23 protein-coding genes are annotated in these 23,623 nt (G+C 75.2%); 11 read left to right on the top strand and 12 right to left on the bottom strand.

Going from position 1 to position 23,623, the window contains the following annotated elements; all coding sequences use genetic code 11:
* Positions 1-8 precede the first annotated feature (8 nt).
* From AC6JBM_RS07505 to AC6JBM_RS07495, 3 genes are read right to left on the bottom strand one after another with little or no spacing between them, the layout of a single operon-like run.
* The gene (locus tag AC6JBM_RS07505; RefSeq protein ID WP_497982864.1) at positions 9-641 is read right to left on the bottom strand and encodes a chemotaxis protein CheW; all 633 of its coding nucleotides are present in this window, start codon (positions 639-641) and stop codon (positions 9-11) included.
* The gene (locus tag AC6JBM_RS07500) at positions 638-1,987 is read right to left on the bottom strand and encodes a CheR family methyltransferase (RefSeq protein ID WP_497982863.1); all 1,350 of its coding nucleotides are present in this window, start codon (positions 1,985-1,987) and stop codon (positions 638-640) included. Before AC6JBM_RS07500 ends, AC6JBM_RS07505 begins: the two co-directional genes overlap by 4 nt.
* Positions 1,974-2,570: a chemotaxis protein CheW gene (locus tag AC6JBM_RS07495; protein WP_497982862.1), complete on the bottom strand. Its 597-nt coding sequence runs from the start codon at positions 2,568-2,570 to the stop codon at positions 1,974-1,976. Before AC6JBM_RS07495 ends, AC6JBM_RS07500 begins: the two co-directional genes overlap by 14 nt.
* 391 nt (positions 2,571-2,961) lie before the next feature.
* Here AC6JBM_RS07495 and AC6JBM_RS07490 point away from each other — a divergent pair, with 391 nt between their 5' ends.
* Complete coding sequence (locus AC6JBM_RS07490; RefSeq protein ID WP_497982861.1) at positions 2,962-3,450, top strand: NUDIX hydrolase; 489 nt, start codon at positions 2,962-2,964, stop codon at positions 3,448-3,450.
* Positions 3,451-3,642: 192 nt separating this feature from the next.
* On the opposite strand, the gene AC6JBM_RS07485 is transcribed toward AC6JBM_RS07490, so the two are convergent.
* On the bottom strand, positions 3,643-4,200 hold the full coding sequence (locus AC6JBM_RS07485) for a helix-turn-helix domain-containing protein (protein ID WP_497982860.1): 558 nt from the start codon (positions 4,198-4,200) through the stop codon (positions 3,643-3,645).
* 51 nt (positions 4,201-4,251) lie between these two features.
* Here AC6JBM_RS07485 and AC6JBM_RS07480 point away from each other — a divergent pair, with 51 nt between their 5' ends.
* Together AC6JBM_RS07480 and AC6JBM_RS07475 are read left to right on the top strand one after the other, a co-directional pair.
* On the top strand, positions 4,252-5,736 hold the full coding sequence (locus AC6JBM_RS07480; protein WP_497982859.1) for a benzoate/H(+) symporter BenE family transporter: 1,485 nt from the start codon (positions 4,252-4,254) through the stop codon (positions 5,734-5,736).
* A 126-nt stretch (positions 5,737-5,862) separates the two neighbouring features.
* Positions 5,863-6,204 (top strand): S24 family peptidase, encoded by a 342-nt coding sequence (locus tag AC6JBM_RS07475; protein WP_497982858.1) that lies wholly within the window; start codon positions 5,863-5,865, stop codon positions 6,202-6,204.
* Here AC6JBM_RS07475 and AC6JBM_RS07470 read toward each other — a convergent pair.
* Entirely contained in the window at positions 6,201-6,512 is a 312-nt protein-coding gene (locus AC6JBM_RS07470; RefSeq protein WP_497982857.1) for a hypothetical protein, read from the bottom strand. The two genes, AC6JBM_RS07475 and AC6JBM_RS07470, sit on opposite strands and share 4 nt — an antisense overlap.
* Positions 6,513-6,521: 9 nt before the next feature.
* A complete protein-coding gene (locus tag AC6JBM_RS07465; RefSeq protein WP_497982856.1) occupies positions 6,522-6,728 on the bottom strand; it encodes a winged helix DNA-binding protein in 207 nt (68 codons plus the stop codon).
* Between the two features lie 117 nt (positions 6,729-6,845).
* On the opposite strand from AC6JBM_RS07465, the gene AC6JBM_RS07460 reads away from it, so the two are divergent.
* Positions 6,846-7,277: a response regulator gene (locus AC6JBM_RS07460; protein WP_497982855.1), complete on the top strand. Its 432-nt coding sequence runs from the start codon at positions 6,846-6,848 to the stop codon at positions 7,275-7,277.
* Here AC6JBM_RS07460 and AC6JBM_RS07455 read toward each other — a convergent pair.
* The 3 genes from AC6JBM_RS07455 to AC6JBM_RS07445 are packed head-to-tail and all read right to left on the bottom strand — an operon-like array spanning position 7,261 to position 9,850.
* Positions 7,261-7,821, bottom strand: coding sequence for a GerMN domain-containing protein (locus AC6JBM_RS07455; protein ID WP_497982854.1), 561 nt, complete (start codon positions 7,819-7,821; stop codon positions 7,261-7,263). The two genes, AC6JBM_RS07460 and AC6JBM_RS07455, sit on opposite strands and share 17 nt — an antisense overlap.
* Positions 7,818-9,182, bottom strand: coding sequence for a sensor histidine kinase (locus AC6JBM_RS07450; RefSeq protein WP_497982853.1), 1,365 nt, complete (start codon positions 9,180-9,182; stop codon positions 7,818-7,820). Before AC6JBM_RS07450 ends, AC6JBM_RS07455 begins: the two co-directional genes overlap by 4 nt.
* The gene (locus tag AC6JBM_RS07445) at positions 9,179-9,850 is read right to left on the bottom strand and encodes a response regulator transcription factor (RefSeq protein ID WP_497982852.1); all 672 of its coding nucleotides are present in this window, start codon (positions 9,848-9,850) and stop codon (positions 9,179-9,181) included. Before AC6JBM_RS07445 ends, AC6JBM_RS07450 begins: the two co-directional genes overlap by 4 nt.
* Before the next feature lie 162 nt (positions 9,851-10,012).
* Between AC6JBM_RS07445 and AC6JBM_RS07440 the strand changes: the two genes are divergently transcribed.
* The 4 genes from AC6JBM_RS07440 (at position 10,013) to AC6JBM_RS07425 (ending at position 16,033) form a co-directional block, all read left to right on the top strand.
* Positions 10,013-10,330, top strand: a complete 318-nt coding sequence (locus AC6JBM_RS07440; protein WP_497982851.1) for an STAS domain-containing protein — start codon at positions 10,013-10,015, stop codon at positions 10,328-10,330.
* A 48-nt stretch (positions 10,331-10,378) separates the two neighbouring features.
* Positions 10,379-13,318 (top strand): AAA family ATPase, encoded by a 2,940-nt coding sequence (locus AC6JBM_RS07435; RefSeq protein WP_497982850.1) that lies wholly within the window; start codon positions 10,379-10,381, stop codon positions 13,316-13,318.
* A 90-nt stretch (positions 13,319-13,408) separates the two neighbouring features.
* Complete coding sequence (locus AC6JBM_RS07430) at positions 13,409-14,077, top strand: esterase/lipase family protein (RefSeq protein ID WP_497982849.1); 669 nt, start codon at positions 13,409-13,411, stop codon at positions 14,075-14,077.
* Positions 14,078-14,131: 54 nt separating this feature from the next.
* Complete coding sequence (locus tag AC6JBM_RS07425) at positions 14,132-16,033, top strand: potassium transporter Kup (protein WP_497982848.1); 1,902 nt, start codon at positions 14,132-14,134, stop codon at positions 16,031-16,033.
* 6 nt (positions 16,034-16,039) lie between these two features.
* Here the strand turns inward: AC6JBM_RS07425 and AC6JBM_RS07420 are convergent, their stop codons facing one another.
* Both AC6JBM_RS07420 and AC6JBM_RS07415 read right to left on the bottom strand, forming a co-directional pair.
* The gene (locus AC6JBM_RS07420) at positions 16,040-17,671 is read right to left on the bottom strand and encodes a sensor histidine kinase (protein ID WP_497982847.1); all 1,632 of its coding nucleotides are present in this window, start codon (positions 17,669-17,671) and stop codon (positions 16,040-16,042) included.
* Positions 17,668-18,375, bottom strand: coding sequence for a response regulator transcription factor (locus tag AC6JBM_RS07415; RefSeq protein WP_433617587.1), 708 nt, complete (start codon positions 18,373-18,375; stop codon positions 17,668-17,670). The genes AC6JBM_RS07420 and AC6JBM_RS07415 overlap by 4 nt, the downstream gene beginning before the upstream one ends.
* Before the next feature lie 113 nt (positions 18,376-18,488).
* On the opposite strand from AC6JBM_RS07415, the gene asnB reads away from it, so the two are divergent.
* Positions 18,489-20,363, top strand: a complete 1,875-nt coding sequence (gene asnB / locus AC6JBM_RS07410) for an asparagine synthase (glutamine-hydrolyzing) (RefSeq protein ID WP_497982846.1) — start codon at positions 18,489-18,491, stop codon at positions 20,361-20,363.
* A gap of 19 nt (positions 20,364-20,382) precedes the next feature.
* Positions 20,383-21,414, top strand: coding sequence for a magnesium transporter CorA family protein (locus tag AC6JBM_RS07405; RefSeq protein ID WP_497982845.1), 1,032 nt, complete (start codon positions 20,383-20,385; stop codon positions 21,412-21,414).
* A gap of 91 nt (positions 21,415-21,505) precedes the next feature.
* Here AC6JBM_RS07405 and AC6JBM_RS07400 read toward each other — a convergent pair whose 3' ends face one another.
* On the bottom strand, positions 21,506-22,903 hold the full coding sequence (locus AC6JBM_RS07400; protein ID WP_497982844.1) for an MFS transporter: 1,398 nt from the start codon (positions 22,901-22,903) through the stop codon (positions 21,506-21,508).
* A gap of 63 nt (positions 22,904-22,966) precedes the next feature.
* Here AC6JBM_RS07400 and AC6JBM_RS07395 point away from each other — a divergent pair, with 63 nt between their 5' ends.
* On the top strand, positions 22,967-23,557 hold the full coding sequence (locus AC6JBM_RS07395) for a TetR/AcrR family transcriptional regulator (protein ID WP_497982843.1): 591 nt from the start codon (positions 22,967-22,969) through the stop codon (positions 23,555-23,557).
* Positions 23,558-23,623: the final 66 nt, after the last annotated feature.

The following is a 23,623-nucleotide window of genomic DNA, read 5'->3' as shown; positions in this document are numbered from 1 at the left end:
GTCCCGCCCTACCGTTCCTCGGTGTGCCGCGCCGGCCCGGTGACGGCGTCGACGGCGGCCCGGACCGCGGCGCGCACCGCCGGCACGTCGACGATGGGACGGGCTCCGTCGGGCAGCGGCACGATCCCGCGCAGGCATCCGTGCGGTCCGTGGCCGTCCGCCTCCTCGACCAGCCCGTCGCTGGGAATGCGCAGGTGGCCGTCGAGCTCGGTGAAGGCGAGCGCGACGGCCGGCTGCCCGGCCGCGAGCACGAGCCAGCGCGGGCCGGTGCCGCCGTCCGCCGATCCGGCCGCGGTACCGCCCGTGCCCAGCACGGCCGCCAGGTCGTACACGGGCACGATCGCGCCGCGGAAGCCCGCCACCCCGAGCAGCGCGCCGAGCGGGCCCGGCAGCCGCGTCACGGGACGGTCGGGGAACAGCCCGGCGGCCTGGGTCAGGCGCAGCGCGTACCGCACGCCGCCCGCCCGGATCGCCAGCAGGTCGTCGTGGCCGGCGACGGCCGAGCGGGGCGGGTCGGCGAACGAGCGGTCGAACTCCTCCCGCAGCTCGGCGAGCCGGTGCTCGAGCGTGCCCCGGTCCTGCACCGGCACCGGCTGCGCCCCGGCCGGGTCGTCCGTGCGCGGCGGCGCGACGGCGCTCACGAGACCGCCGCCAGTTCCGCCCGGCACAGCGCGATCAGGGCGCCGCGGCCGAATCCGCCCCCGAACAGCGCGATCCGCTCCTCGGACTCCGCCCGCAGCAGGTGTACCGCCTGATCGAGCTCCTCCTCCGCCGTACGCCGGTCCCCGACGCGCCGGGCCAGCAGCCCCAGGCGCAGCCGCGGGATCGCGAAGCCGGGATCGAGCTGCGCGGCGATGCGATGGTGGCGCTGGGCGGCGTCGTGCTGCTCGTCGCCCTCGTGGCAGTCGGCGAGCAACTGATGCGCGTCGGCGAAGAGCGCGTCGCGGTCCAGCAGCCGCCGGCACAGGTCCGCGGCCCGCCCGGTGTCCCCGAGCCCGGCCAGCGCGCACCCGCGCACGAGCCACGTCTCGGGCCGGTCGGCCTCGGCCCCCGCGACGGCGTCGAGCACGTCGAGCGCGTCGGCGAACCGCTCCTGCCGCAGCAGCGCGAGGGCCCGCTCCCGCGGCGGCGGCCCGGCGGCCGGCACCGGCTCGGGGGCCCGCGGCGCCACCGCCACGCGCTCGTAGTAGAACGTCCCGTGCGAGTGGTGCACGGCCAGCCCCTCGGGGCGCGGCCCGAGCGTGTCGGTGTGCCCCAGGAACAGGAAGCCGCCGGGCACCAGGCTCCGCGTGATGCGCTCCACCACCGTGCGCGCCGTGTCCGGCGTGAGATACATGAGCAGATTGCGGCAGAACACGATGTCGTACATCCCCGGCGCGAACAGCACCGGTTCCTCCCGCGCGACGTTGTGCTCGACGAACCGGACCCGGTTGCGCAGCCGCGCGTCGATCTCGACCCCGTCGCCGGCCGGGCGGAACCACTGCTGCCGCATGCTCTCGGGCGTCTCGCGCAGGGACCACAGCGAGTAGCGCCCGGCCATCGCCTTGCGCAGCGCCCTCCGATTCACGTCCAGCCCGATGATCGAGGTGTCCCACGCCTGCGGCACCCGGCCGGCGGCGACCATCGCGAGGCTGTACGCCTCCTCGCCGGTCGAGCACCCCACGGACAGCAGATCGAGCCGCCGCCGCCCGTCGCCGGCGCGCATCCGCGCCGGGAGGGCGACGTCGGCCAGCGCCCGGAACTGCTCGACGTTGCGGAAGAAGTACGTCTCGTTGACCGTGAGCGCCTCGGCGAGCGCGGACAGCTCGGCGGTCCACGCGGTGGTGAGCCGGTCCAGGTAGCCGCGATCGGTCAGCCCGTGCTGGGTCGCCCGCTGCTGGAGGATCTCGGCGAGCAGCCCGTCCTTCTTGTCGTCGAACGCCATCCCGAGCCGCTCGGCGAGCAGCCGCCGCAGCCGCGCGACGCCGTCCTGCTCACGCGGCGGCACGGTCGCCCCCGCGCGCCTCGGCCCCGGCCCCGCGCACCGGCACCGACTCGGGTCTGCCGTCCTCACACGCCTCGGCCCGGCCGCCCCGCACCGGCGCCGACTCGGGACTGCCGTCCTCACACGCCTCGGCCCGAGCCCCCCACACCGGCGCCTGCTTGGGGCTGCCGCCTTCGCGCGCCTCGGCCCGGGCACCCCGGACCGGCGCCGACTCGGGATTCAGGAACAACAGTGGCCGTCCGTCGAGCACCCCGACCGCCTCCACCAGCTCGCCGGCCACCGGCGAGGGCTGCGCGGCCGAGCGGGCCACGGACCGCACCCCGGCGACCGGCCCGGTCGCGAACGCGACGGTCCCGCCCGGGGTGTCCACGGTGACGAACCGGCTGGGCGGCGCCCCCGGATCGCCGAGCAGCGCCGCGGTGTCGACGACGGGCACCGCCGCCCCCCGGATCACGGCCACCCCGAGCAGCGCCCCGCCCGCACCGCCGACGGGCTGCACCGGCAGCGGCCGGACGGTTTCGACGACGGCGGCCAGCGGCAGCGCACACAGCAGCCGGCCCACGCCGAAGATGAGCTGATCCTGCATCCGGTCACCGCCCTTGATCACCCGCGCTGGGCACAGGATATGACGGCAAACGTGGCAAATGTTCGTTTTACGGCAACGACTGCCGGCCGCCGCCGCGCCATCGCGAACAGAGCCATCACGCGCACCGCGAGCGCCACGACGAGGCGAGCGCTGACGTCCCCTCCGCTCCACCTGAAACCCGGCCTCGGGCCGACGAGCCGCCCGCCGCGCACATGCCCGGCTCACCGCCGCCCCGCCGCGCACTGGCCGCCATCGGGAACGGCGCCCTGGTCGCCATCGGGTCGCCATCGGGAACGGCGCGCTGGTCGCCGTCGGGAACGGCGCGAGCAGCCCGGCCGCGGCGCGCTTCGGCGGGGCAGCGGGGCGCGCGCCGGGCCGATAGGGTCTTCGCGTGGACAACGCGGAGCCTCGCCGCCGCCCGGCCGCGCGCGTGGTGTGTCTGGACGCGGCCCAGCGAGTGTTGCTGCTGCACTGGCAGGACCCCGCGGACGGCTCGCTGCTGTGGGAGCCGCCCGGTGGGGGCATCGATCCGGGCGAGTCGCCGTTCGACACGGCGCGCCGGGAGCTCCGCGAGGAGACCGGGCTCGACGCCGCGGCGGTGCTGGACCGGTTCGTGGACGTCGAGCGCGACATGTGGTGGAACGGGCGCCGCACCGTCGGGCCCGAGCAGTTCTTCCTCGCCCGCTTCGACGCCGAGGCGCCGCCGCTGGTGCGCACCGGGCTGCTGCCGGACGAGGTGCTGAGCCTGCGCGGGCACGCGTGGCTCGAGCCGGCCGAGCTCGCCGGGCTGGACGGGCGCCTCGAACCGCCGGAGCTGCTCGCGGTGATCGCCACGCTGACCGAGCCCGACGGCCCCGGCCCCTGGACGCGTCCCGCCTGAGTCAGCGAGGCGATCGGATCAGCAGGTCCGCCACCACCTCACAAACGCACGGAACCCGTCTCGCTTGCGTCAGCGGGGGCGAGCGGATCAGCAGGTGCGCCACCACCCCGTAGACGCGCGGCACGTCCGCGGGGCGAGCGGACCGGCAAGATGCCACCACCTCGTAGACGTGCGGCACATCCGCGCGCACCGTCAGCGGGGCGAACGGATCAGCAGGTTCGCCACCACCTCGTCGGGGCCCGTCGCCTCGTAGACGTGCGGTACGTCGGCGCGGAAGGTCACGTGCTCGCCCGCCCCGGCGGTGCGGGGCGCATCCTCGGGGCCCGCCCGCAGCATCCCGCCGTAGACCGTGATGTGCTCGGTCACGCCGCGCGCGTGGGCCGGGGAGCGCTGGGCCACGCCGGGCCGCACGCGCATCCAGAACAGCTCGAACGTCGCGCCGGGCTCCTCGAACACCTCGAGCAGCGTCGCGGTGACCGCCGCGCCTCGCACGTCGGCGGCGGCCGCCGGGGGATCACCGGGCTTCAGGACAAGAGCCGTCAGCGGTACGCCCAGCGCTCCCGCCACCGCGTACAACGTCTCCAGGGTCGGGTTGCGCGTGCCGTGCTCCAGGCCGGACAGCGTGGCCTTGCCGATGCCGGCCGCCCGCGCGAGGGCCGACAGGGAGAGCCCGCGCGCCTCCCGCATCCGCCGCAGCCGCTCGCCCACGGCGGACTCGGCGCCGGGGCGGCTTGTTCCGCTCGCGCTCATGTGGCTATTGTTGCGTTCCGTTTACGGAACGATCGGCGAAGGGTCCCACGCATGCGGCAGGCACCCCCGGACTCGACCGGCGAAGGGCATCCGGCCACGCGGCCACCGGCTCCGGGCACCACCGGCGACCAGCCGCCAGGCGCCCCGGAGCCGCGGCCGGGCGCGGAACAACCGGCGGACGAGGAACAGCCGCCGGGCACGGAACAACCGGCAGGCACGGAACAACCGGCGAGCGAACAGTCGGCGAGCGCGGAACAGTCGGCGGCCAAGAAGCGACCGGCGAGCGCGGAACAGTCGACGGGCAAGAAGCGACCGGCGAGCGCGGAAGAGGCGGCGGGCGAGGAACAGGCGGCGCCACGCAACCGGCTGCGGCGGGAGCTGCCGGCCGTGCTCGCGGGGCTGGTGAGCGCGCTCGTCGGGTACGCGAGCTCGTTCACCGTCGTGCTCGCCGGGCTCCGCGCGGTCGGTGCCACCCCGGCCCAGGCCGCCTCCGGGCTGCTCGCCGTCTGCGTGGCGATCGGGGTCACGGCGATCGGGCTCGGATGGCGGTACCGGATGCCGATCGCCATCGCCTGGTCGACCCCGGGCGCGGCCCTGCTCGCCGCGACCGGCCCGGTCCCGGGCGGCTTCCCGGCGGCCGTGGGCGCGTTCCTGCTCAGCGGCGCGCTCATGGTCCTCGCGGGCCTGGTCCCGTGGCTGACCCGGGCGATCGCCGCCATCCCGCGCCCGATCGCCGGCGCGATGCTCGCCGGGGTGATCCTCAGCCTGTGCCTGGCCCCGGTGCGGGCGATGGTCGACCTGCCGCTGCTGGCCGCCCCGGTCGTGCTCACCTGGGCGGTACTGTTCCGCTTCGCGCGGCAGTGGGCCGTGCCGGGCGCCCTGCTCGCGGCCGTCGCGGCGATCGCCGTGCACGGCCCCGGCGGCTCGCTGGGCGGCGCCGAGCTGCGGCCCGCCCCGATCCTGACCGCGCCCACGCTGAACCCGTCGGTCGTGGTGAGCCTGGCGATCCCGCTGTTCCTGGTGACCATGGCCGCCCAGAACGTGCCCGGGATGGCGGTCCTGGCGACGTACGGCTACACCCCGCCCCTACGCCCGCTCCTCGTCGCCACCGGGGCGGCCAGCGCGCTCGCGGCCCCGTTCGGCGGGCACGCGGTCAACCTGGCCGCGATCACCGCCGCCCTCACCGCCGGCCCCGACACCCACCCGGACCCGCGCCGCCGCTGGATCGCCACCGTGGCCCTCGGCAGCGGCCAGCTCGCCCTCGGCCTCGGCGCGTCGCTGGCCATGGCCCTCGTCCTGCTCTCCCCGCCGATCCTGGTCGTGGCGGTCGCGGGGCTGGCCCTGCTGCCGGCGCTGGGCTCGTCGCTGGCCTCGGCGGTCACGGAGGCGCAGGGGCGCGAGGCGGCCGTGGTCACGTTCGTGGTGACCGCGTCCGGCATGACGATCCTCGGCATCGGCTCCGCCTTCTGGGGCCTGCTCGCCGGGTGCTTGACGGCCCTGCTCCTGCACCGCCGGGCCGGGAAACCGTCGCCGTGAAGCACCGCCGGGCCGGGAAACCGTCGCCGTGAAGCACCGCCGGGCCGAGAAGACGTCGCCGTGAAGCCTCGCCGGGCCGAAAATCCGTCGCCCTGAGCGGCCCGGCCCGGGACAGTGGTGACCACGATGGGCATGCTCGATCTCATGGCCACCCGCGTGGCCGCCGGCGCGACGGTGCGATTCCGCCCGACCGGCAACTCGATGACGCCGCTGATCCGCAGCCGCGCGCTGGTCACCGTCGCCCCGGTCCACCCGGCGGCCGTCGAGCGCGGCGACATCGTCCTGGCGAAGGTGTCCGGCACGGTGTACGTCCACCTGATCTGCGCCGTCGACCACGCCGGAGGCCGCGTGCAGATCAGCAACAACCACGGCCACGTCAACGGCTGGACGAGCCACGCGCGCGTCTACGGCCTCTGCACCGAGGTCGACGGCGTCCGGCGGCCGCGGACGGAGGGCAAGACCCGCTAGCCGAGCGGCTTCGGGGCGAGCCGGCTCGTGCGCATGGCCTGCGCGCCCTCCACCGGGTCGGCCGAGGCCTCCCAGCGGCCCCACCACTCGTCGTCGGGCAGCTCGCCCGCGGCCCGCACGAACGCGTGCAACAGGGTCAGGTCGCGCGGGGCCGCCGTCAGGCCCGCGGACCGTACGATCGCCTCCAGCTCATGACGCCGGGCGCGCATCACGTGGCCCACGAGGTCGCGGCCCGCCGGGGTCAGGCCCAGCCAGATCGACCGCCGGTCGTTGTGCCGGTGGAAGCGGTGGATCAGCGACTTGCGCACGAGCCGGTCTCACATGCGGGTCAGCGTCGACGGGGCCACGCCGAGCTCGCGGGCCAGCACCGCGCTGCGCTGCGGGCCGCCGCCGGCCAGCAGGACCAAGGTTCGGTACTGCGGCAGCGTCACGTCCGCCCCGTGCGCCGTGAGGTTGCGCGCGGCGAGCGCGACCATGCTGCGGCTCACCGCCAGCAGCGCCTCGACGAGCGGCTCGGTCGTCACCGCGCCATCGTTGCACGGGTGACGGCACCGCGGGGGGCACGGCGGGTGGATTTACCAGGGCCGCATCCCTTACGGTATGGCGAAACTCTTGCACTGCTGCAACATCCGGGGGAGCCCATGGACCTCGCGCACATCCTGCTGGTCGAGGACGACGCGGGCGACGTGGCGTACACGATCGACGAGTTCCGCGAGCACCGCCTGCGCAACCCGCTCACCGTGCTCGGCGACGGCCTCGAGGCGATCGACTACCTGGAGCGCCGCGGGCGCTACGCGGACGCCCCGCGCCCGGACATCCTGCTGCTCGACCTCAACCTGCCCGGCGTCGACGGCCGCGTCGTGCTCGACCGGATCCAGGGCCGGCCGGAGCTGGCCGGACTGATCGTCGTCGTGCTCACCAGCTCGCCGCTGGAGGAGCGGATGCTGCGCGACTTCGGGGTGCCCGCCGAGCACTACTTCCGCAAGCCCGTCGACTTCGCGCAGCTGGCCCGGCTGATCCGCGGCATCGACCGGTTCAGCATCGTGGTGACCGCGGCTACCGCTCGGCGATGAGGCTCACGTAGTCGTCCTCGGTGAGCGGCGCGCTGGTGAGGGCGCCGTCGCCCCGCGGTACCTCCAGCGTCCGCCCGTCCTGCGTGAACTGCACGGCCACGATGTCGGCGCGGGCGGCGAGCGTGCACACGATCTGCCCGTAGGCGAGCGTCTCGTCGTTGCGGATCGGGTTGTCGACCGAGAGCCCGACGACGGCGGTGCCGTTGTGCAGCTCTACGCCCGTGATGTAGGAGGTGCCGCCGAGCGCGCTGTCGACCCCCGCGTCGCGCTCCTGCGCCGTCGGGCCGGCGGCGAGGTCGTCGAGGTGCCGCTGGGGCGCCGGGACGGTCGCCACCCGCCGGTCGACGGGCACGAGCTGGCTGTCGCGCGTGAAGAACAGCCGCTCCACGACCGCGCCGGGCGACGTCACCGCCATCGGGCCCTCGTAGGAGCCGATGACCACCGAGGGCTCGATCGGCCGCGGGGAGTCCTCGGTCGGCACCCCGCACCCGCCCAGCGCGAACAGCGCGAGCAGGGCGAACAGCACGAGGCCGCAGCGCTTCACCGCACCCCCGGCAGCTCGATCCGGAACCGCGCGCCGCCCCCGGGCCGGTCCAGCACGAGCACCCGGCCCCCGTGGGCGGCCACGTGCTGCGCCACCAGCGACAGGCCCAGCCCCGTGCCCGTGTAGCTGCCGCGGGCCCCGGCCGAGCGGCCCCGCTCGAACCGGTCGAAGATCACCTCGCGGTCGGCGGGGTTGACGCCGGGGCCGTCGTCGTCGACCTCGATCGCCCCGTCGGGGCCGGCGGTCTCGATCCGCACCGCGACCGGTCCCCCGCCGTGGGTCACCGCGTTGTCGAGCAGGTTCACGAGCACCTGCTCGAGCCGGCGCCGGTCGACGTTCCACCGCAGGCCGCCCGCGCCCGGCTGGGCGGCGTCCACGATCGCCGGGTCGAGGCCGCGGCGCTGCACCGCGCGCCGGGCCAGCTCGGCGACGTCGGCCGGCTCCAGCTGGGCCGGCAGGTCGCCGCGGGCCAGCTCCAGCAGGTCGTCGACGAGCTGCTGGAACCGGGCCACCTCGTCGACGACCAGGCCGGCCGCGGTCGCGGTGCGCTCATCGAGCCGGTCGCGGCGGCGCTCCAGCACGCTCGCCGACGCGGCCAGGGTCTGCAGCGGGGAGCGCAGCTCGTGGGAGACGTCGGCGGCGAAGCGGCGGTCCCGCTCGATGCGCCGGGCCAGCTGGTCGACCATCTCGTTGAACGAGGTCGACAGCGGCTCCAGGTCGGGGTCGGTGGCGGGGTCGAGCCGCGCGCCGAGGTCGCCGGCGCTGATGCCCTGGGCCGCGGTGGCGACCGAGCGCAGGGGGCGCAGGACGTAGCGGGTGGCGTACCAGCCCAGCCCCGCCCCGGCCAGCGCGACGGCCGAGGCGACCAGCGCGAGCACCCAGCCGATGGTGCGCAGGTTCTGGTCCAGCTCGCGCATGGAGTCGATCTCGTACAGCGCGGTGGCCGGCGACAGCAGGATGCCCACGATCACCACCGGCGAGCCGTCCAGCCTCGCCCGCTGGATGCCCTGGCCCGACTCGCCGACGAGGCGCTGCAGGCTCTGCGGCACGGCGGAGGTGGACGCGGTCTCGGCGTGGCGCGAGTACCACCTGCCCAGGTGGAACACGAGCACCCGGCGGTTGCCCCCGGTGTCCAGGGTGCGCAGCATCCCGCCGATGTCGGGCTTGTCGGCGTTCAGCCCGGCGGCCACGACCCGCGCGTCGAAGGTCGCCGAGCGGACCGCCGAACGCTCCCGGCCGCCGATGAGCTCGTTGCGGGTGAGCCCGTAGGAGACCAGTGCCATGCAGGCGGAGAGGGTCAGCGCGCCGGCCGCGAACCCGGCGACGACCCGGGTCCGCAGCCCCAGCCGCAGGCGGGTCATCGCTGCAGCTTGTACCCCATGCCGCGCACGGTCACGAGGTACCGCGGCGACTTGGAGTCCCGCTCGATCTTCTGCCGCAGCCGCCCGACGTGCACGTCCACGAGCCGCTCGTCGCCGATCTCGTACTCCCACACCCGCTGCAGCAGCTGCTGGCGGCTCAGCACCTGCCCCGGGTGCTCGGCCAGCTCGCACAGCAGCCGGAACTCGGTGCGCGTCACGGCGACCGGCTCGCCGGCGATGCGCACCTCGCCCGCGTCCGGGAGGATCTCCATCTCGCCGAAGGCCATGCTGGCCATCGCCTGCACGGTGCGCCCCCGCCGGCGCAGCGCCCGCAGCCGGGCCGAGAGCTCCTTCACCGCGACCGGCTTGACCAGGTAGTCGTCGGCCCCGGCCTCGAGCGCGGCGACGATGTCGTGGGTGTCGTCGCGCGCGCTGATGACCACGATCGGCACGTCGTCGCCGCGGCGCAGCTGCCGGATGCACTCGAACCCGTCGACGCCGGGCAGCATCAGGTCGACGAGCACCGTGTCGGCGGGCTCCTCGCGCTGCGCGACCAGGCCCTCCTCCGCGCTCGCCGCGCCGCGGACCGCGTAGCCCTCGTCCTCCAGCGCGAGCGCCAGCGAGAGCCGGATCCGGTCGTCGTCCTCGATCACCAGCACGCCTGCCATACGGGCATCATGCCGGGCGAGACCGCCCGGCGACCACCTGCCCCGGCCCTGCCCGGGGGCTTGCGCCGCCGAAGTCACACAACCGTCACGGTTCCGGGCAGGGTTCGCCACATCGGAGCCGAACGCTGAAGAGGTGGGCACCGGCGACGACGGGAGACGCACATGCACAGCGGCACGGCCGACGCGGCCACCCCCACGATCGAGATCGTGATCCGCGAGGAACTGGACGCGGCCTCGGTACCGCGCTTCGCCGCCCTCCTCCACGAGGCGGCGGATCTCGGGCCGGACCACCTCGTCGTCGACCTCACGGAGTGCCCGTTCGTCGACGCGGCCGCGATCGGCATGCTCCTGGACGTGCACCGCCGCATGTTCGTCGCGGGCGGGCGGCTCACCCTGCGCTCGCCCGGCCCACGGGTCACCCGCACCCTGCGCCTGGCCCGCGTGAGCAACGTCCTGCACGTGCAGGAACCAGTGCAATAACCCGCGCGCACTTCCCCTGCGCGTTACCCGCGCGTAACACTGATCGGCATGGTTGTTGCATCGACCGTGCAGAAAGTTCGGCTCCGGGGCCGCGACGACGACCTGGCCGCCGCCACGGCCCTGCTCGGCGCCGCCACCGACGGCCACGGCGGCGCCCTGGTCCTGACCGGCCCGCCCGGCATCGGCCGGACGGCCCTCCTGAACGCCCTCGCGGACACCGCCGTCAACCCCCTCTCGACGGTGTCCGCGAGTGGCCCAGCCGCCACCGGCGGCTGCGCGACGGTCCTGTCCGTGACCGGATGCCACGCCGAGTCCGCGCTCCCGCTCGCCGGCCTGCACCGCCTCCTCGCGGGGCTGCCGTACCCGGCCGGGGCGCACGGTCCGGCACACGGCGAGCCGCCTCCGGACCGGCTCGCGGCGGGACTGGCGGTGCTCGCCGCGCTGCGGGACGCCGCGCGGGCCGGGCCGGTCCTCGTGCTCGTCGACGACGCCCACGCGCTCGACCGGGCCTCGCTCGACGCGCTCGCCGTCGCCGCGCGGCGGGCCGGGGGCGAGCGGATCGCGCTCGTGTTCGCGCTGCGGGACACGCCCGGCGCGGCCGCCGGCGAGGCCGCGCTCGCCGGGCTGCCCCGCCGCCGCCTCGGCCTCCTCGACCCCCGCGACAGCCGGTCGCTGCTCGCCGGGGCCGTGCCGGGCCTCGCCGGCGACGTGGCCGGGGTCCTCGCCGGGCGGGCCGCGGGCAACCCGCGCGCCCTGACCGAGCTGGCCGCGGCCCTCTCCGCCGAGCAGCGCCGCGGCGAGGCCGCCCCGCCCACGACGCCGCCACGGGACGGGCCACTCAGCCGCGAGTACCGCGCCGTCCTGCGCACCCTGCCCCCGCACACCCGCCGCGTCCTGGTGCTCGCGGCCGCCGCGGCCCGCATCAGCGCCGCCGGCACGAGCTGCCCCGCGGCCCTGCTCCCGGCGGCCGGCCACCCGGCGGCCGACCTGGCCCCGGCCGAGCACGCCGAGCTCGTCCACGTCGAGGACGGCCGCGCCCGGTTCGTGCCGCCGCTGCTCGCCGAGGTCGTGTACGCCGAGGCCGGCCTGGCCGACCGCCTCGCCGCCCACCGCCGCCTGGCGAGCCTGGTCGCCGACCGCCGCGAGGCCGCGCTGCACCGCGCCGCGACCGCCACCGGCCCCGACGACGCCCTGGCCGCCGAGCTCGCCGCGGCCGCCCTGGCGGCGGACGGAGCCGATGCCGCCCTCGCGGCGGACGGAGCCGATGCCGCCCTCGCGGCGGACGGAGCCGATGCCGCCCTGGCGGTGGACGGAGCCGATGCCGTCCTCGCGGCGGACGGAGCCGGCACCGCCGCCGTCGCCGCGCTGCAGCGGGCGGCCGAGCTCACCGCGGACCCGGCCCGGGCGGCGGCCTGGACCCTCGGCGCGGCCCGGCTGGCGTGGCGCGGCGGCGAGCCGCACCGGGCGCGGCTGCTGTTGCGGGCCGTGTTCCCGCCCGTGGTACCGGAGGCGCTGCACGCGGAACGGGAACTGCTGCTCGGCGAGGTCGAGCTGCGCACCGGCGCGCACGGCGACGCCCGGCACACCCTGCTCGCCGCGGCCGCCCGGCTGCCCGGGAGGCGGGCCCTGCGCGCCCTCGCCCTCGCGGGAGAGGCGCTCGGCGCGTCCGGCCGCCACGACGAGTTCGCCGCGGTGGCGCGGCGGGCCCTCGCCCTGCGCCCCGGGCCGGACTCCACCCGCGACCCGGCCCCGGACGAGGCCCCTGACGAGGCCCTTGACGAAGCCCCTGACGAAGCCCCGGACGAAGCGGTGCTGTTCGAGCACGTCGCGGGCATGGCCGCCGGCTACGCCGGAGACCCCGCCCGCGCCGCCGCCCCGCTGCGGCGGGCCGTCGCGCTCGCCGCCGCCTGCGCCAACCCGCCGGTCCTCGTGCGGGCCGCCTGGGCCGGGATCGTCGCCGGGCGGGACGAGGACGCGCACCGGCTGGCCGTGCGAGCGGGCCGCCTGGCCCGGGGCGTCGGCGACCGAGCCACCGAGCCGCTGGCCCAGGAGGCCGCCGCGACCGCCGCGCTCGCCCTCGGCGACCTCGACCTCGCCGCCGCCACGGCCGCCGAGGGGCTGCGCCTGGCCGCGGCCACCGGGCAGGACGCGGTCGCCGACAACTGCTGCGGCCTGCTGGCGGTGATCGCGGGGATGCTCGGCGACGCGGACGGCTGCCGGCGCTGGGTGCGCCGCTGCCGGGCCCGGGCCGGCGGCGACATCGACAGCCAGGCCCGGGCCATGTGCGTGTGGGCCGCGAGCCTCGTCGACGTCGCCGAGGGCCGCCACGCCGACGCGGCCGGGCGGCTCTGGGGCGTCATGCGGACCGCGGTGGGGCGGGGGCACCTGGGCGTCCAGGTGCCGGCCATCCCGACGCTGGTGGAGGCGGTCGTGCGGGGCGGCGACCCCGGCCCGGCCCGGGAGGTCCTCGCCGCCTACGACGTGTGGGCCGCGGCGACCGCGAACCCGACCTGGCTGGCGTTGTCGGCGCGCTGCCACGGCCTGCTCGCGGCCGGCGACGACGAGGCCGACGAGCGCTTCCGCGAGGCGCTGCGGCTGCACCTGGCGGGCGACTCGGCGTTCCCGGGCGCGCGCACGGAGCTGCTCTACGGCGAGGAGCTGCGCCGCCGCCGCAGGCCCGCCGCGGCCCGGGAGCACCTGCGCAGCGCCCTGGCCACGTTCGAGCGGTACGAGGCCGGCCCCTGGACCCGCCGGGCCGCCGCCGAGCTGCGCGCCGCCGGCGACCACGTCGAGCCCGCCCCCGCCGACGCGCCGGCGCTCACCGCCCAGCAGGCCCGCATCGCCCGGCTCGTGGCCGGCGGCGCGACCAACCGCGAGGTCGCCGCGGCGCTGTTCGTGAGCCCCCGGACCGTCGAGCACCACCTGCGCAACATCTTCGTCCGCCTGGGGGTGCGCTCGCGCACCGAGCTGGCCCGCGTCCTGCCCTGAGGACACCGGCGATTTCACCGATGCGCGACCGGGCCGGTGATCGGCAGGCTTCGATGCACATCACACCCCCGAACCCCAGGAGGTCCATCGATGCGCCGAATCCTCGCGCTCCTGCTGGCGTGCGCCACGGCGCTGCTCGCCCTGCCCGCGACCGGGGCGCACGCCGCCACCGCGCACCGGCCGGTCGTCTTCGTGCACGGCTACACGGGCAGCGCCTCGAACTGGGTCACCGCCGAGGCCCTGTTCCGCGGCGCCGGCTACAGCAGCGGCGAGCTGTTCGCCTACGAGTACAACTCCTACGGCAGCAACATCACCAACGCGCAGGGCCTGGCGGCCTTCGTCGACCAGGTCAAGTCGCGCACCGGCTGGTCGAAGGTCGACATCGTCAACCACTCGATGGGCGGCCTCGTCAGCCTCTGGTACCTCAAGCAGCTCGGCGGCGCGTCCAGCGTGGCGCACCTGGCGTCGCTGGCCGGCGCGAACCACGGCACCACGTCCGCGGGCGCGTGCCTGGTGTTCGTGACCTGCCAGCAGATGTACCCGGGCTCGGCGTTCATCCTGACGCTCAGCGCCGGCGACGAGACGCCCGGCAGCACCGTCTACCGGACCTGGTACTCGCCCTGCGACGGCGTCATCATCCCGTACACGAGCACCGCGCTCAGCGGGGCGACGAACACGTACGTCCCCTGCGAGAACCACCTCACGTACCTCACCGACACCGCCGTGCTCACCCAGGTCCGCGCCTTCGTATCCAGCTAAACGCCGCGAACCGCCTCCTCGGGGCCGATACTGGTCCCGAGGGGGTATCACGGCGTGAGCGCACAGCCACAGAAGTTCAGTGTCGCCCTCGTCATCGGCGCCCTCGGCGTCGTCTTCGGCGACATCGGCACGAGCCCGATCTACACCCTGCAGACGGTGTTCAACCCGGGCGACCCGCACCCGGTCCCGGTCAGCGACGCCAACGTGTACGGCGTGGTCTCGACGCTCTTCTGGTCCGTCATGATCGTCGTCACGGTCACGTACGTGCTGCTGGCCATGCGCATCGACAACGACGGCGAGGGCGGCATCATGGCCCTCATCACCCTCCTGCGCCGCCGGGTCACCGGCCAGAGCCGCAGGGCCGCGATGACACTGGCCGGCCTGGGCATCTTCGGCGCCGCCCTGTTCTTCGGCGACAGCATCATCACGCCGGCCATCTCGGTGCTGAGCGCGGTCGAGGGCCTGAAGCTGGTGCAGCCGTCGCTGGACGAGGTCGTCGTGCCCCTGACCGCGGTCATCATCGTGGTGCTGTTCCTGGTGCAGCGGCGCGGCACCGAGGCCGTCGGCAAGGTCTTCGGCCCGGTGATGGTCGCCTGGTTCGTCACCATCGGCGGGTTCGGCATCGCCGGCGTCACGCGCCACCCGGCGATCCTCAAGGCGCTCTCGCCCGCCTACGCGATCGAGTTCCTCGCCGGGCACTTCGGCATCGCCTTCTTCGCCCTGGCCGCCATCGTGCTCTCGGTGACGGGCGCCGAGGCCCTGTACGCCGACATGGGCCACTTCGGCCGCCGCGCGATCGCCGCGGGCTGGCTGTGGCTGGTCCTGCCCGCGTGCACGCTGAGCTACCTCGGCCAGGGCGCGCTCATCCTGGACGACCCGGCCAACATCGCCGGCCCGTTCTTCCTGCTCGTGCCGTCCTGGCTGCGGCTGCCGCTGGTGCTGCTGGCCACCGCGGCGACGGTGATCGCCGCGCAGGCCGTCATCACCGGCGCGTACTCGGTCGCGTCCCAGGCCGCCCAGCTGGGCTACCTGCCGCGGCTGCGGGTCGCGCACACCTCGGCCCAGCAGATCGGGCAGATCTACGTGCCGTGGATCAACTGGCTGCTCATGGTCTCGGTCCTCACCCTGGTGTTCGCGTTCCGCAGCTCCGCCGCCCTGGCCTACGCCTACGGCATGACGGTCACCGGCACCATCACCATCACCACGCTCATGTTCCTCTACATCGCGAGCCGGACCTGGCGGACACCCACCTGGCTGCTGTACTCCGGCGGCGCGATCCTGCTCGCCGTCGACCTGCTGTTCGTGGCGGCCAACCTGACCAAGATCGTCCACGGCGCCTGGCTGCCGCTGCTCATCGCGCTGACCGCGTTCACGGTGATGACGACCTGGCAGCGGGGCCGCTCGATCGTCACCGCCCGGCGCCGCTTCCAGGAGGGCTCGCTGCGCGAGTTCATCGACGGCCTGCACGCCGACAAGGCCCTGACGAGGGTCCCCGGCACCTCGGTGTTCCTCAACCGCGGCAAGGAGTCCGCACCGCTGGCCATGCGCGCGAACGTCGAGCACAACCACGTCCGGCACGAGCACGTGCTCATCCTGTCGATCGAGACGCAGCCGGTCCCCCGCGTCCCCGACGAGGAGCGCGTGACGATGGACGACCTCGGCTACGCCAACGACGGCATCGTCTTCGTGACCGTCCGCTACGGCTACATGGACACCCAGAACCTCCCGGCCGCGCTGGGCCTGCTCGACCCCGCCCGCACCGAGGGCTCCCTGGACCTGGAGCAGGCGTCGTACTTCCTGTCGAAGATCGAGCTGCGCCGCGGCGACACCCCGACGATGGCGGCCTGGCGCAAGCGGCTCTTCATCGCCACGTCGTACATCACCGCCGACGCCGCGGAGCACTTCTGCCTGCCCCGCGACCGCACCGTGATCATGGGCTCCCACGTCGAGGTGTGAGCCGCGTCAGCCCGCCCGCAGCGGGAACGTCACGCGGAAGACCGAACCCTCGCCCGGGGTGCTGGTCACCTCGATGGCGCCGTCGTGGTCGAGCACGATCTGCCGGGCGATGGTCAGGCCCAGGCCGCTGCCGCCCGTCTCGCGGTCCCGCGCCGGGTCCGCGCGCCAGAAGCGCTGGAACACGAAGGGCAGGTCGGCCGGGGCGATGCCGCAGCCCGTGTCGCGCACCTCCACCACGGCGCGGCCCGGCAGCGGGAAGGCGCGCAGGACGACCGCGCCGCCCGGATCGGTGTACCGCAGCGCGTTCGTCACCAGGTTGCCCAGCACCTGCCGCAGCCGGTCCTGGTCGCCGTGGACGGGCAGCGGGCCGGCCGCCTCGGCGGTGAGCCGGACGCCGCCGTGCTCGGCGACGGCGAGGTGGGCGACGCGGCTGACCTCGACGAGCTCGGCGAGGTCGAAGCCGGTGCGGCGGTACGCGAGGTGGCCCGCCTCCGCCAGCGTCAGGTCCTGCAGGTCGTCGAGGATGCGCCGCTGCAGCAGGACCTCCTCGTGCAGCGAGGAGAACAGCTCCCGCGACGGGGGCACCACGCCGTCCTGGAGGGCCTCGAGGTATCCGAGCACGTTCGACATCGGCGTGCGCAGCTCGTGGGCCACGCCGGCGAGCAGGCGCCGCTGGGCCGTCTCGGCGCCCTCGAGCGCCTCGGCCATGCGGTTGAACGAGCGCGAGAGCTCCCCGACCTCGTCCCGGCCGGTGCTCGTCACGCGGGTGTCGAGGTGGCCGTCGGCGAGGCGGCGGGAGGCGGTCGTGAGCGAGCGCAGCGGCCGGGCCAGCTGCCGGGCGACGAGCGCGGTGCCGATCACCGACAGCACCAGCACGGCGCCGATCGCCCCCGCGGTCGGGCGGCCGAGCAGGGTCACCGCGTCGTCGTCGACGGCGCCGAGGAACAGCTGCAGCGGCTCCGGCGCGAACGTCTCCACCTGGTTGCCGAAGGCCTGCACCAGGCAGGCGCCGTGGTCGGCGGCGCTGCGGCAGTTGGTGACCGCGGTGCTGTCGTCGGCCTGGGCGTACTCCTGGGCGTCGCGGGCCTGGGTGGCGCACTCGCCGCCTTCCGGCTCGGCGGAGGGCAGCGGGATGCCGTACGCGTCCGGGGTCACCGGCGGCGGCTCCTGCCCGATGTCGGTGAGGCACCGGGCGTAGACGGTCGCCCGCCGGTACCTGGCCAGCTCGTCCAGGACGAGCCCGTCGGCCTTGGCGGCGATGAGGCCCATCTGGCGCGGGTCGAGGGCCAGCGCCGGGCGCGGGTTGATCAGGGTGGGGGCGCCGACGACCGGGCGGGCGGCCCGCTTGGCCAGGTTGTCGCTGTCGACGGTCACCTGCCCGTAGAGGTTGACCAGGCGGATGCGCTGCTTGTTGTCGGCCGAGAGCTGCCGGACCCGCTCGGAGACCCCGGCCCAGGTGCCGTGGCGGCGGCCGTACGCGCGCACGGTGTCGGCGATGTCGGCCACGTGCCGGGTCGCCTCCTGCTGCGAGCGGTCGATCTGCTGGGCCATGAACCGCAGGCTGAACCAGGCCGTCGCCCCGGTCGCCACCACGGCGACGACCAGCGTCAGCAGGAACACGCGCAGGCGGAAGCTCACGGCCGCCCGTCCGGGAGGGCCTGCTCCGCCAGCCGGTAGCCGCGGCCGTACACCGTCTGCACGTACCGCGGCTGCACGGGCTCCGCCTCCAGCTTGCGGCGCAGGTTGACCACGTGCGCGTCCACGGTGCGCTCGGACACGTCGCGCTCGAAGCCGAACACCCGGTTGATGATCTCGCCCCGGGTGAACACGCGGCCGGGCTCGCCGGCGAGCAGCTCCAGGATGCCGAACTCCTTCGCGGTGAGCACGATCGTCTCCCCGGCGACGCGCACCTCGAAGCGCCCGGCGTCCACGACGAGGTCACCGACGGTGAGCACCCGCTGGTGGCCGGGGCTGCCGATGCCGGAGCGGCGCAGCAGGGCCCGGACCCGGGCGGCGAGCTCGCGCGGGCTGACCGGCTTGGTCATGTAGTCGTCGGCCCCGAGGTCCAGGCCCAGCAGCAGGTCGTCCTCGGTGGAGCGGGCGGTGACGAGCAGGATCGCCACGCTGGACTCGGCCCGCATGATCCGGCACACGTCGAGGCCGTCGACCTGCGGCATCATGACGTCGAGGACCAGCAGATCCGGCTTGCGGGAGCGGCACTGCTCCAGGGCGGCCCGGCCGTTGTGCACCGTGAGCACGCTGTGACCGTCGCGCTCCAGGTAGAGCCGGATCAGCTCGGCCTGCTTCGGGTCGTCGTCGGCGACCAGGATTCGTGCGCTCATCCCGGCCATTGTGACCCGCCGAATGTGAGGAACCTGCGAAATCGGGTTCGGGTTTCGATCCGGCAACGGGTTCTTCACCGGTTCCCAACCGGCGGATTCCTACCGTCCCCGCCATGTGTGGACTCCTGGTGTTCCTCAGCTGCGACGGGACCGCCGACCGGGACGCGCTCGCCGCCGCGCTGCAGCGGCTCGGGCACCGCGGCCCGGACGAGACGGCGCTCGTCGCCGCCGACGGTGCCGTGTTCGGCTTCACCCGCCTGGCGATCATCGACCGGGCGGGCAGTCACCAGCCCTGCCGGTACAAGACCTGGACCGTGGTCTTCAACGGCGAGCTCTACAACTATCGGCAGCTGCGCGCCCAGCTGGCGGCCGAGCACGGCGCGACCTTCGCCACCGAGGGGGAGGCGGAGGTCCTCGCCGCGGCGTTCCACCACTGGGGGCCGTCGGCGGTGCGCCGGCTGCGGGGCATGTTCGCGGCGGTGCTGTGGGACGCCGCGACCGGGACGCTGCACGCGATCCGGGACCCGTTCGGGATCAAGCCGCTGTACCACCTGCAGACCCCCGACGGCCTGTACCTGGCGAGCGAGAAGAAGGCGCTGCTGCCCTTCGCCGGCGGGGCCCGGCGGATCGCCACGGCGGCGCTGTCGCACTACCTGACGCTGCAGTACGTCCCGGAGCCCGCGACCCTGCACCCCGCCGTGCACCGGCTCGCCGCGGGACACACGCTCACGTGCCGGCCGGGCGAGCGGCCGGTCGCGCGGCGGTACTTCGGCCACACCCTGCGCCCCGTGCCGCGCCCGGAGGCCGAGGCGGTCGCGGCGATCCGCGCGGCGCTGCGCGACAGCGTCCACGCGCACCTGCAGTCGGAGGTGCCGCTGGGCGCGTTCCTGTCCAGCGGCGTCGACTCCTCCGCCGTCGTCGCGCTGGCCCGGGAGCGCCACCCGGACCTGTGCGCCTACACGGCGGGGTTCGACGACGCGCGGTACAGCGAGATCGAGGCGGCCTCGCAGACCGCCGCGGCGCTCGGCGTGCGGCTCAAGGCGACCCTGGTGCGCGACGACGACGTCATCGAGGCGCTGCCCCGCATCGTGTGGCACCTCGACGACCCGGTCGCCGATCCCGCGATCGTCCCGTTGTACTTCCTGTGCCGCACCGCCGCCCAGGACGTCACGGTGGTGCTGTCCGGCGAGGGCGCCGACGAGCTCTTCGGCGGCTACGAGATCTACCGCGAGCCGGCCGCCCTCGCGCGCGTCGCGGGCCTGCCCGACCCGGTGCGCCGCGGCCTGCGCGCGGTCGCCGGCGTGCTGCCCGAGGGGGTGCGCGGCAAGAGCTTCCTCGAGCGCGCGACGACCCCGATCGGCGAGCGGTACTACGGCAACGCCCGCATCTTCGGCCCGGCGGAGAAGGCGCTCCTCATGCGCGGCCCCGCCGACCCGCACACCACGGTCACCGGGCCGCTCTACGCCGCGGCGGCGGGGCTGGACGACGTGAGCGCGATGCAGTACGTCGACCTGCACACCTGGCTGCCCGGCGACATCCTCACGAAGGCCGACCGGATGTCGATGGCGCACTCGCTGGAGCTGCGGGTGCCGTTCCTCGACCGTGCGGTGTACGCCGCGGCCGCCGCCCTGCCGCCGCAGCTCAAGGTGAGCCCGCACGCGACGAAGCACGCGCTGCGCGAGGCGGTGCGCGGCCTCGTCCCGGACGCGGTGGTGACCCGGCGCAAGCTCGGCTTCCCGACCCCGACCCGGGTGTGGCTGCGCGGGCGCGTCGGGGAGTGGGCCGGCGACGTGCTCGCGGCGGCGGACGTCGACCATCTCCTCGACATCGCCCACGTGCAGCGGCTGCTGGCCGCGCACCGCCGGGGCGGGGCAGACCATTCGCGCAAGATCTGGACGGTTCTGATGTTCTGCCTGTGGTACGGCCAGCAGCCGGCCGCCGCGGCGCTGACCGTGCGTTCGTCCGCGTCCTCTGGCGGGTGCGGGTGATCGCTGGCATGCTGCGCGCATGGACGTCCGGTTGGTCCGGCCCGGCCCTGTCAGTGCTGACAGCACCGCCGGCGCGGTCAGCACTGGCAGCGCTGTCAGCACGCACACGCCGGAGGAGCTGCCGGCGCTGCTGGCCCGCGAGGACGGCTTCGTCTGGGTCGACATCGCCACGTGCGACGAGGACGCCGCGCACGTGCTGCGCGACGCGTTCGGGTTCCATCCCCTCGCCCTGCGCGACGCCGCCGTGCGCAACCGGGTGCCGAAGATCCACCCGTACCCGGACCACGTCTTCGTGATCCTGCACGCGCCCCACTTCGGCGCCCGCGGGCACGTGCACTACATCGAGCTGGACCAGTTCATCGGCCCGCGGTACCTCGTGACGGTCCACGGCCCGGTCAACCCCGCGGTGCCCCCGGACGTGCCCCTGCGCCAGACCCGCGACGTGCTGCGGCGCATCGAGTCCGGCCGGTTCGCGCCGGCCTCGGCGTTCGAGCTGTCCTACGCGATCGTCTCGGCCATCACCCGCCTGCAGGAGACCATGGTCGAGGACGTCACCGCCGAGGTGTGGCGGCTCGAGCAGCGCGTGACGGCCGGGCACCTCGGCAACCCGGAGCAGTTCCTCGAGGAGCTGTTCCAGGCCCGCCACGGGCTGCTGGCGGTCCGCACCATGGCGGCGCTGGGCGGCGCGATCTACGGCCGCATGGCGACCCTGCCCCGCGCCGCCGTGCCGCCCGACGCCCAGCACCTCGTGACCGACGTGGTGGACCAGTTCGGCCGGGTCCGCAGCGTGGCCGACGGGGAGCGGGAGTACCTCCAGGGCGTCATCGAGTTCTACAAGGCCCGCACCGACACGAAGATGACGATCGCGGCCGAGCGGCTGGCGGTGATCGCGGCGATCACCCTGCCCATCACCGCGGTCTCGTCGGTGTATGGCATGAACCTCATCGTCAGCGACCACACCCAGGTCAACCACCTGGTCGCGGTGCTGCTGCTGATGGCGGTCATGTCGGCGACGCTGCTGGGCTGGGCGAAACGCCAGGGCTGGTGGTGAGCTTCTCGTTGTCGGGGTGAGCCGCCTGTTCAGCGCGGCTGTCACACCGCTCGTGCCGGGCCGACGGTGGCGCTGTTTACAGCAGCGGCGCTCACGCCCGTCGTGCCGGGCTGACGGTGGCCTTTCGCAGTAGCGGTGTGAAGGCCGCGAGCCCGGCGGCGACGAGGATCGCGCCGGCGTAGAACGGGGTCCGCAGCCCGTACGCGTGGGCCAGCGCTCCCGCGGCGAGCGCGCCCACCGGGGCCGCGCCGCGGCCGACGATGCGGAACGCGCTGGTGACGCGGCCGATGTAGGCGTCCGGCACGAGCGCCTGGCGCAGCGTGGCCGCGAGCGCGTCGCCGAGCGTCGTCGCCACCCCGAGCAGCCCCGCCGCGGCCACGGCCACGGCCGTCCCGCGCGCCCCGCCGAGCGCCGCGACACACACCGCGGTGCCGGCGACCGCCACGACCAGGCACCGCCGCGGCCCCAGCCACCGGGCGAGCCGCCCGGCGGCGACGCCCCCGGCCACGCCGCCGACCGCGTACACGGCGAGCAGCAGCCCGAACCCGGCCGGCCCGAACCCGAGCACGCGGGTCGCGAACAGCACGAGGACGGCGACGATGCCCGCGTACGCCACGCTGGTCACCGCCTGCAGCAGACACAGCCCGCGCACCGCCGGGTCGGCCCACATGAGCCGCAGCCCCGCGGTGATCCCGGCCCGGATGCCGCCGCCGCGCCCGGGCCGCGGGTCGATTGGAGCCGGCGCGCTTGAACCCGGCGCGCTTGAACCCGGGGCGCTTGGAGCCGAGACGCTCGGGGCTGGGGTGCCTGAAGCCGGAACGCTTGAGGCCTGGACGCTTGAAGCTGGGACGCTTGGGGCCGGGACGCTTGGGGCCGGGACGCTTGGGGCCGGGACGCGCAGCAGGATCAGGCAGGCGGCCGAGGCCAGGAACGTCGCGGCGTCGACGGCGAACGGCAGCACGGCCGCGGCGGCGAAGAGCGCGGCGCCCGCCGTGGACCCGATGAGCGTGTCGGTGATCTGGACTCCGGCGAGCAGGCGGCCGTTGGCGGCGGGCCGCTCCACCGGCGGCACGACGGCCGGGAGCAGCCCGGCGAGGGCCGGGGCGGCGACCGTGTCACCGCAGGTCAGCACGAACCCGAGGACCACGATCAGCCCGACCGGCGCGAAGCCGCAGGCCACGGCGACCGTGAACGCCACCATCACCGCGGCCCGGCCCAGATCGGCGCCGAGCGCGAGGCGCCGGCGGTCGAACCGGTCCGCGAGGACGCCCGAGAGCAGCCCGAACAGCAGCCAGGGCAGCTCCTCGGCCGCGGCGATGAGCGAGATCGTCCACGGGTCGCCGGACTGCCCCGCGGCGAGCAGCGGCAGCGCCACCCACCGCATCCCGTTGCCGAGCGCGGAGGTGACGGAGGCGAGCCAGAGCAGCGCGAACCCTCCGAACCGCCCGTACCCAAGCGCGGGGCGGTCTTCCCTTACACGGGTGAACATGAACCGGAGTCTGGTTCAGATATCGCGGTCCGTCAAGACCCGCGTGCGACAATCGGCGGCATCATGCAGACGCGGTCGGAACCCCAGCAGCAACGCAGCCGCGACAAGCGGGACCGGGTCCTGGCCGCGGCCGCCGCGCTGCTGCAGGAGCTGCCGTTCGACGACATCGGCACCCGCCAGATCGCGGACCGCGCCGGGGTGTCGGTCGGCTCCCTGTACCGCTTCTTTCCCGACAAGGACGCGATCTTCTACGCCCTGTCCGCGACCTGGCTGGACAAGGTCCTGGACCTCATGGACGGCCAGCTCGCCGCCCCGCCGCCGACGGTCGCCGAGCTGGTGAACCGGGTGGTCGAGGCGTTCGCGGAGTTCTTCCGGGCCGAGCCCGGCTATCGGCAGGTCTCGCTGGGCAGCCAGACGCTGCGCATGACCCCGGGCTCGGGCGCGCGCAACGACGAGCAGCTCGCGGACCGCCTGCGGACGGTGCTGGTCGAGCACTACGAGATGACGGCGACGGACGACCTGAGCCGGCGGCTGCTCCTGGCGGTGCGGCTGACCGAGTTCATGCTGAACCAGGCCTTCCGCACCAACCCGGACGGCGACCCGTGGGTGCTGAACGAGCTGAAGACACTGCTCCTTCGCTACCTGTTCGCCTGACCACGCGCCGGCCTATCCACCTGTCCATTCGCTCGCCGGCCCCCTGCCGGTCCCGGCCCCGCCCGT

The organism is Dactylosporangium thailandense (assembly GCF_059739745.1).
This window is presented reverse-complemented; position numbering and strand designations above follow the sequence as displayed.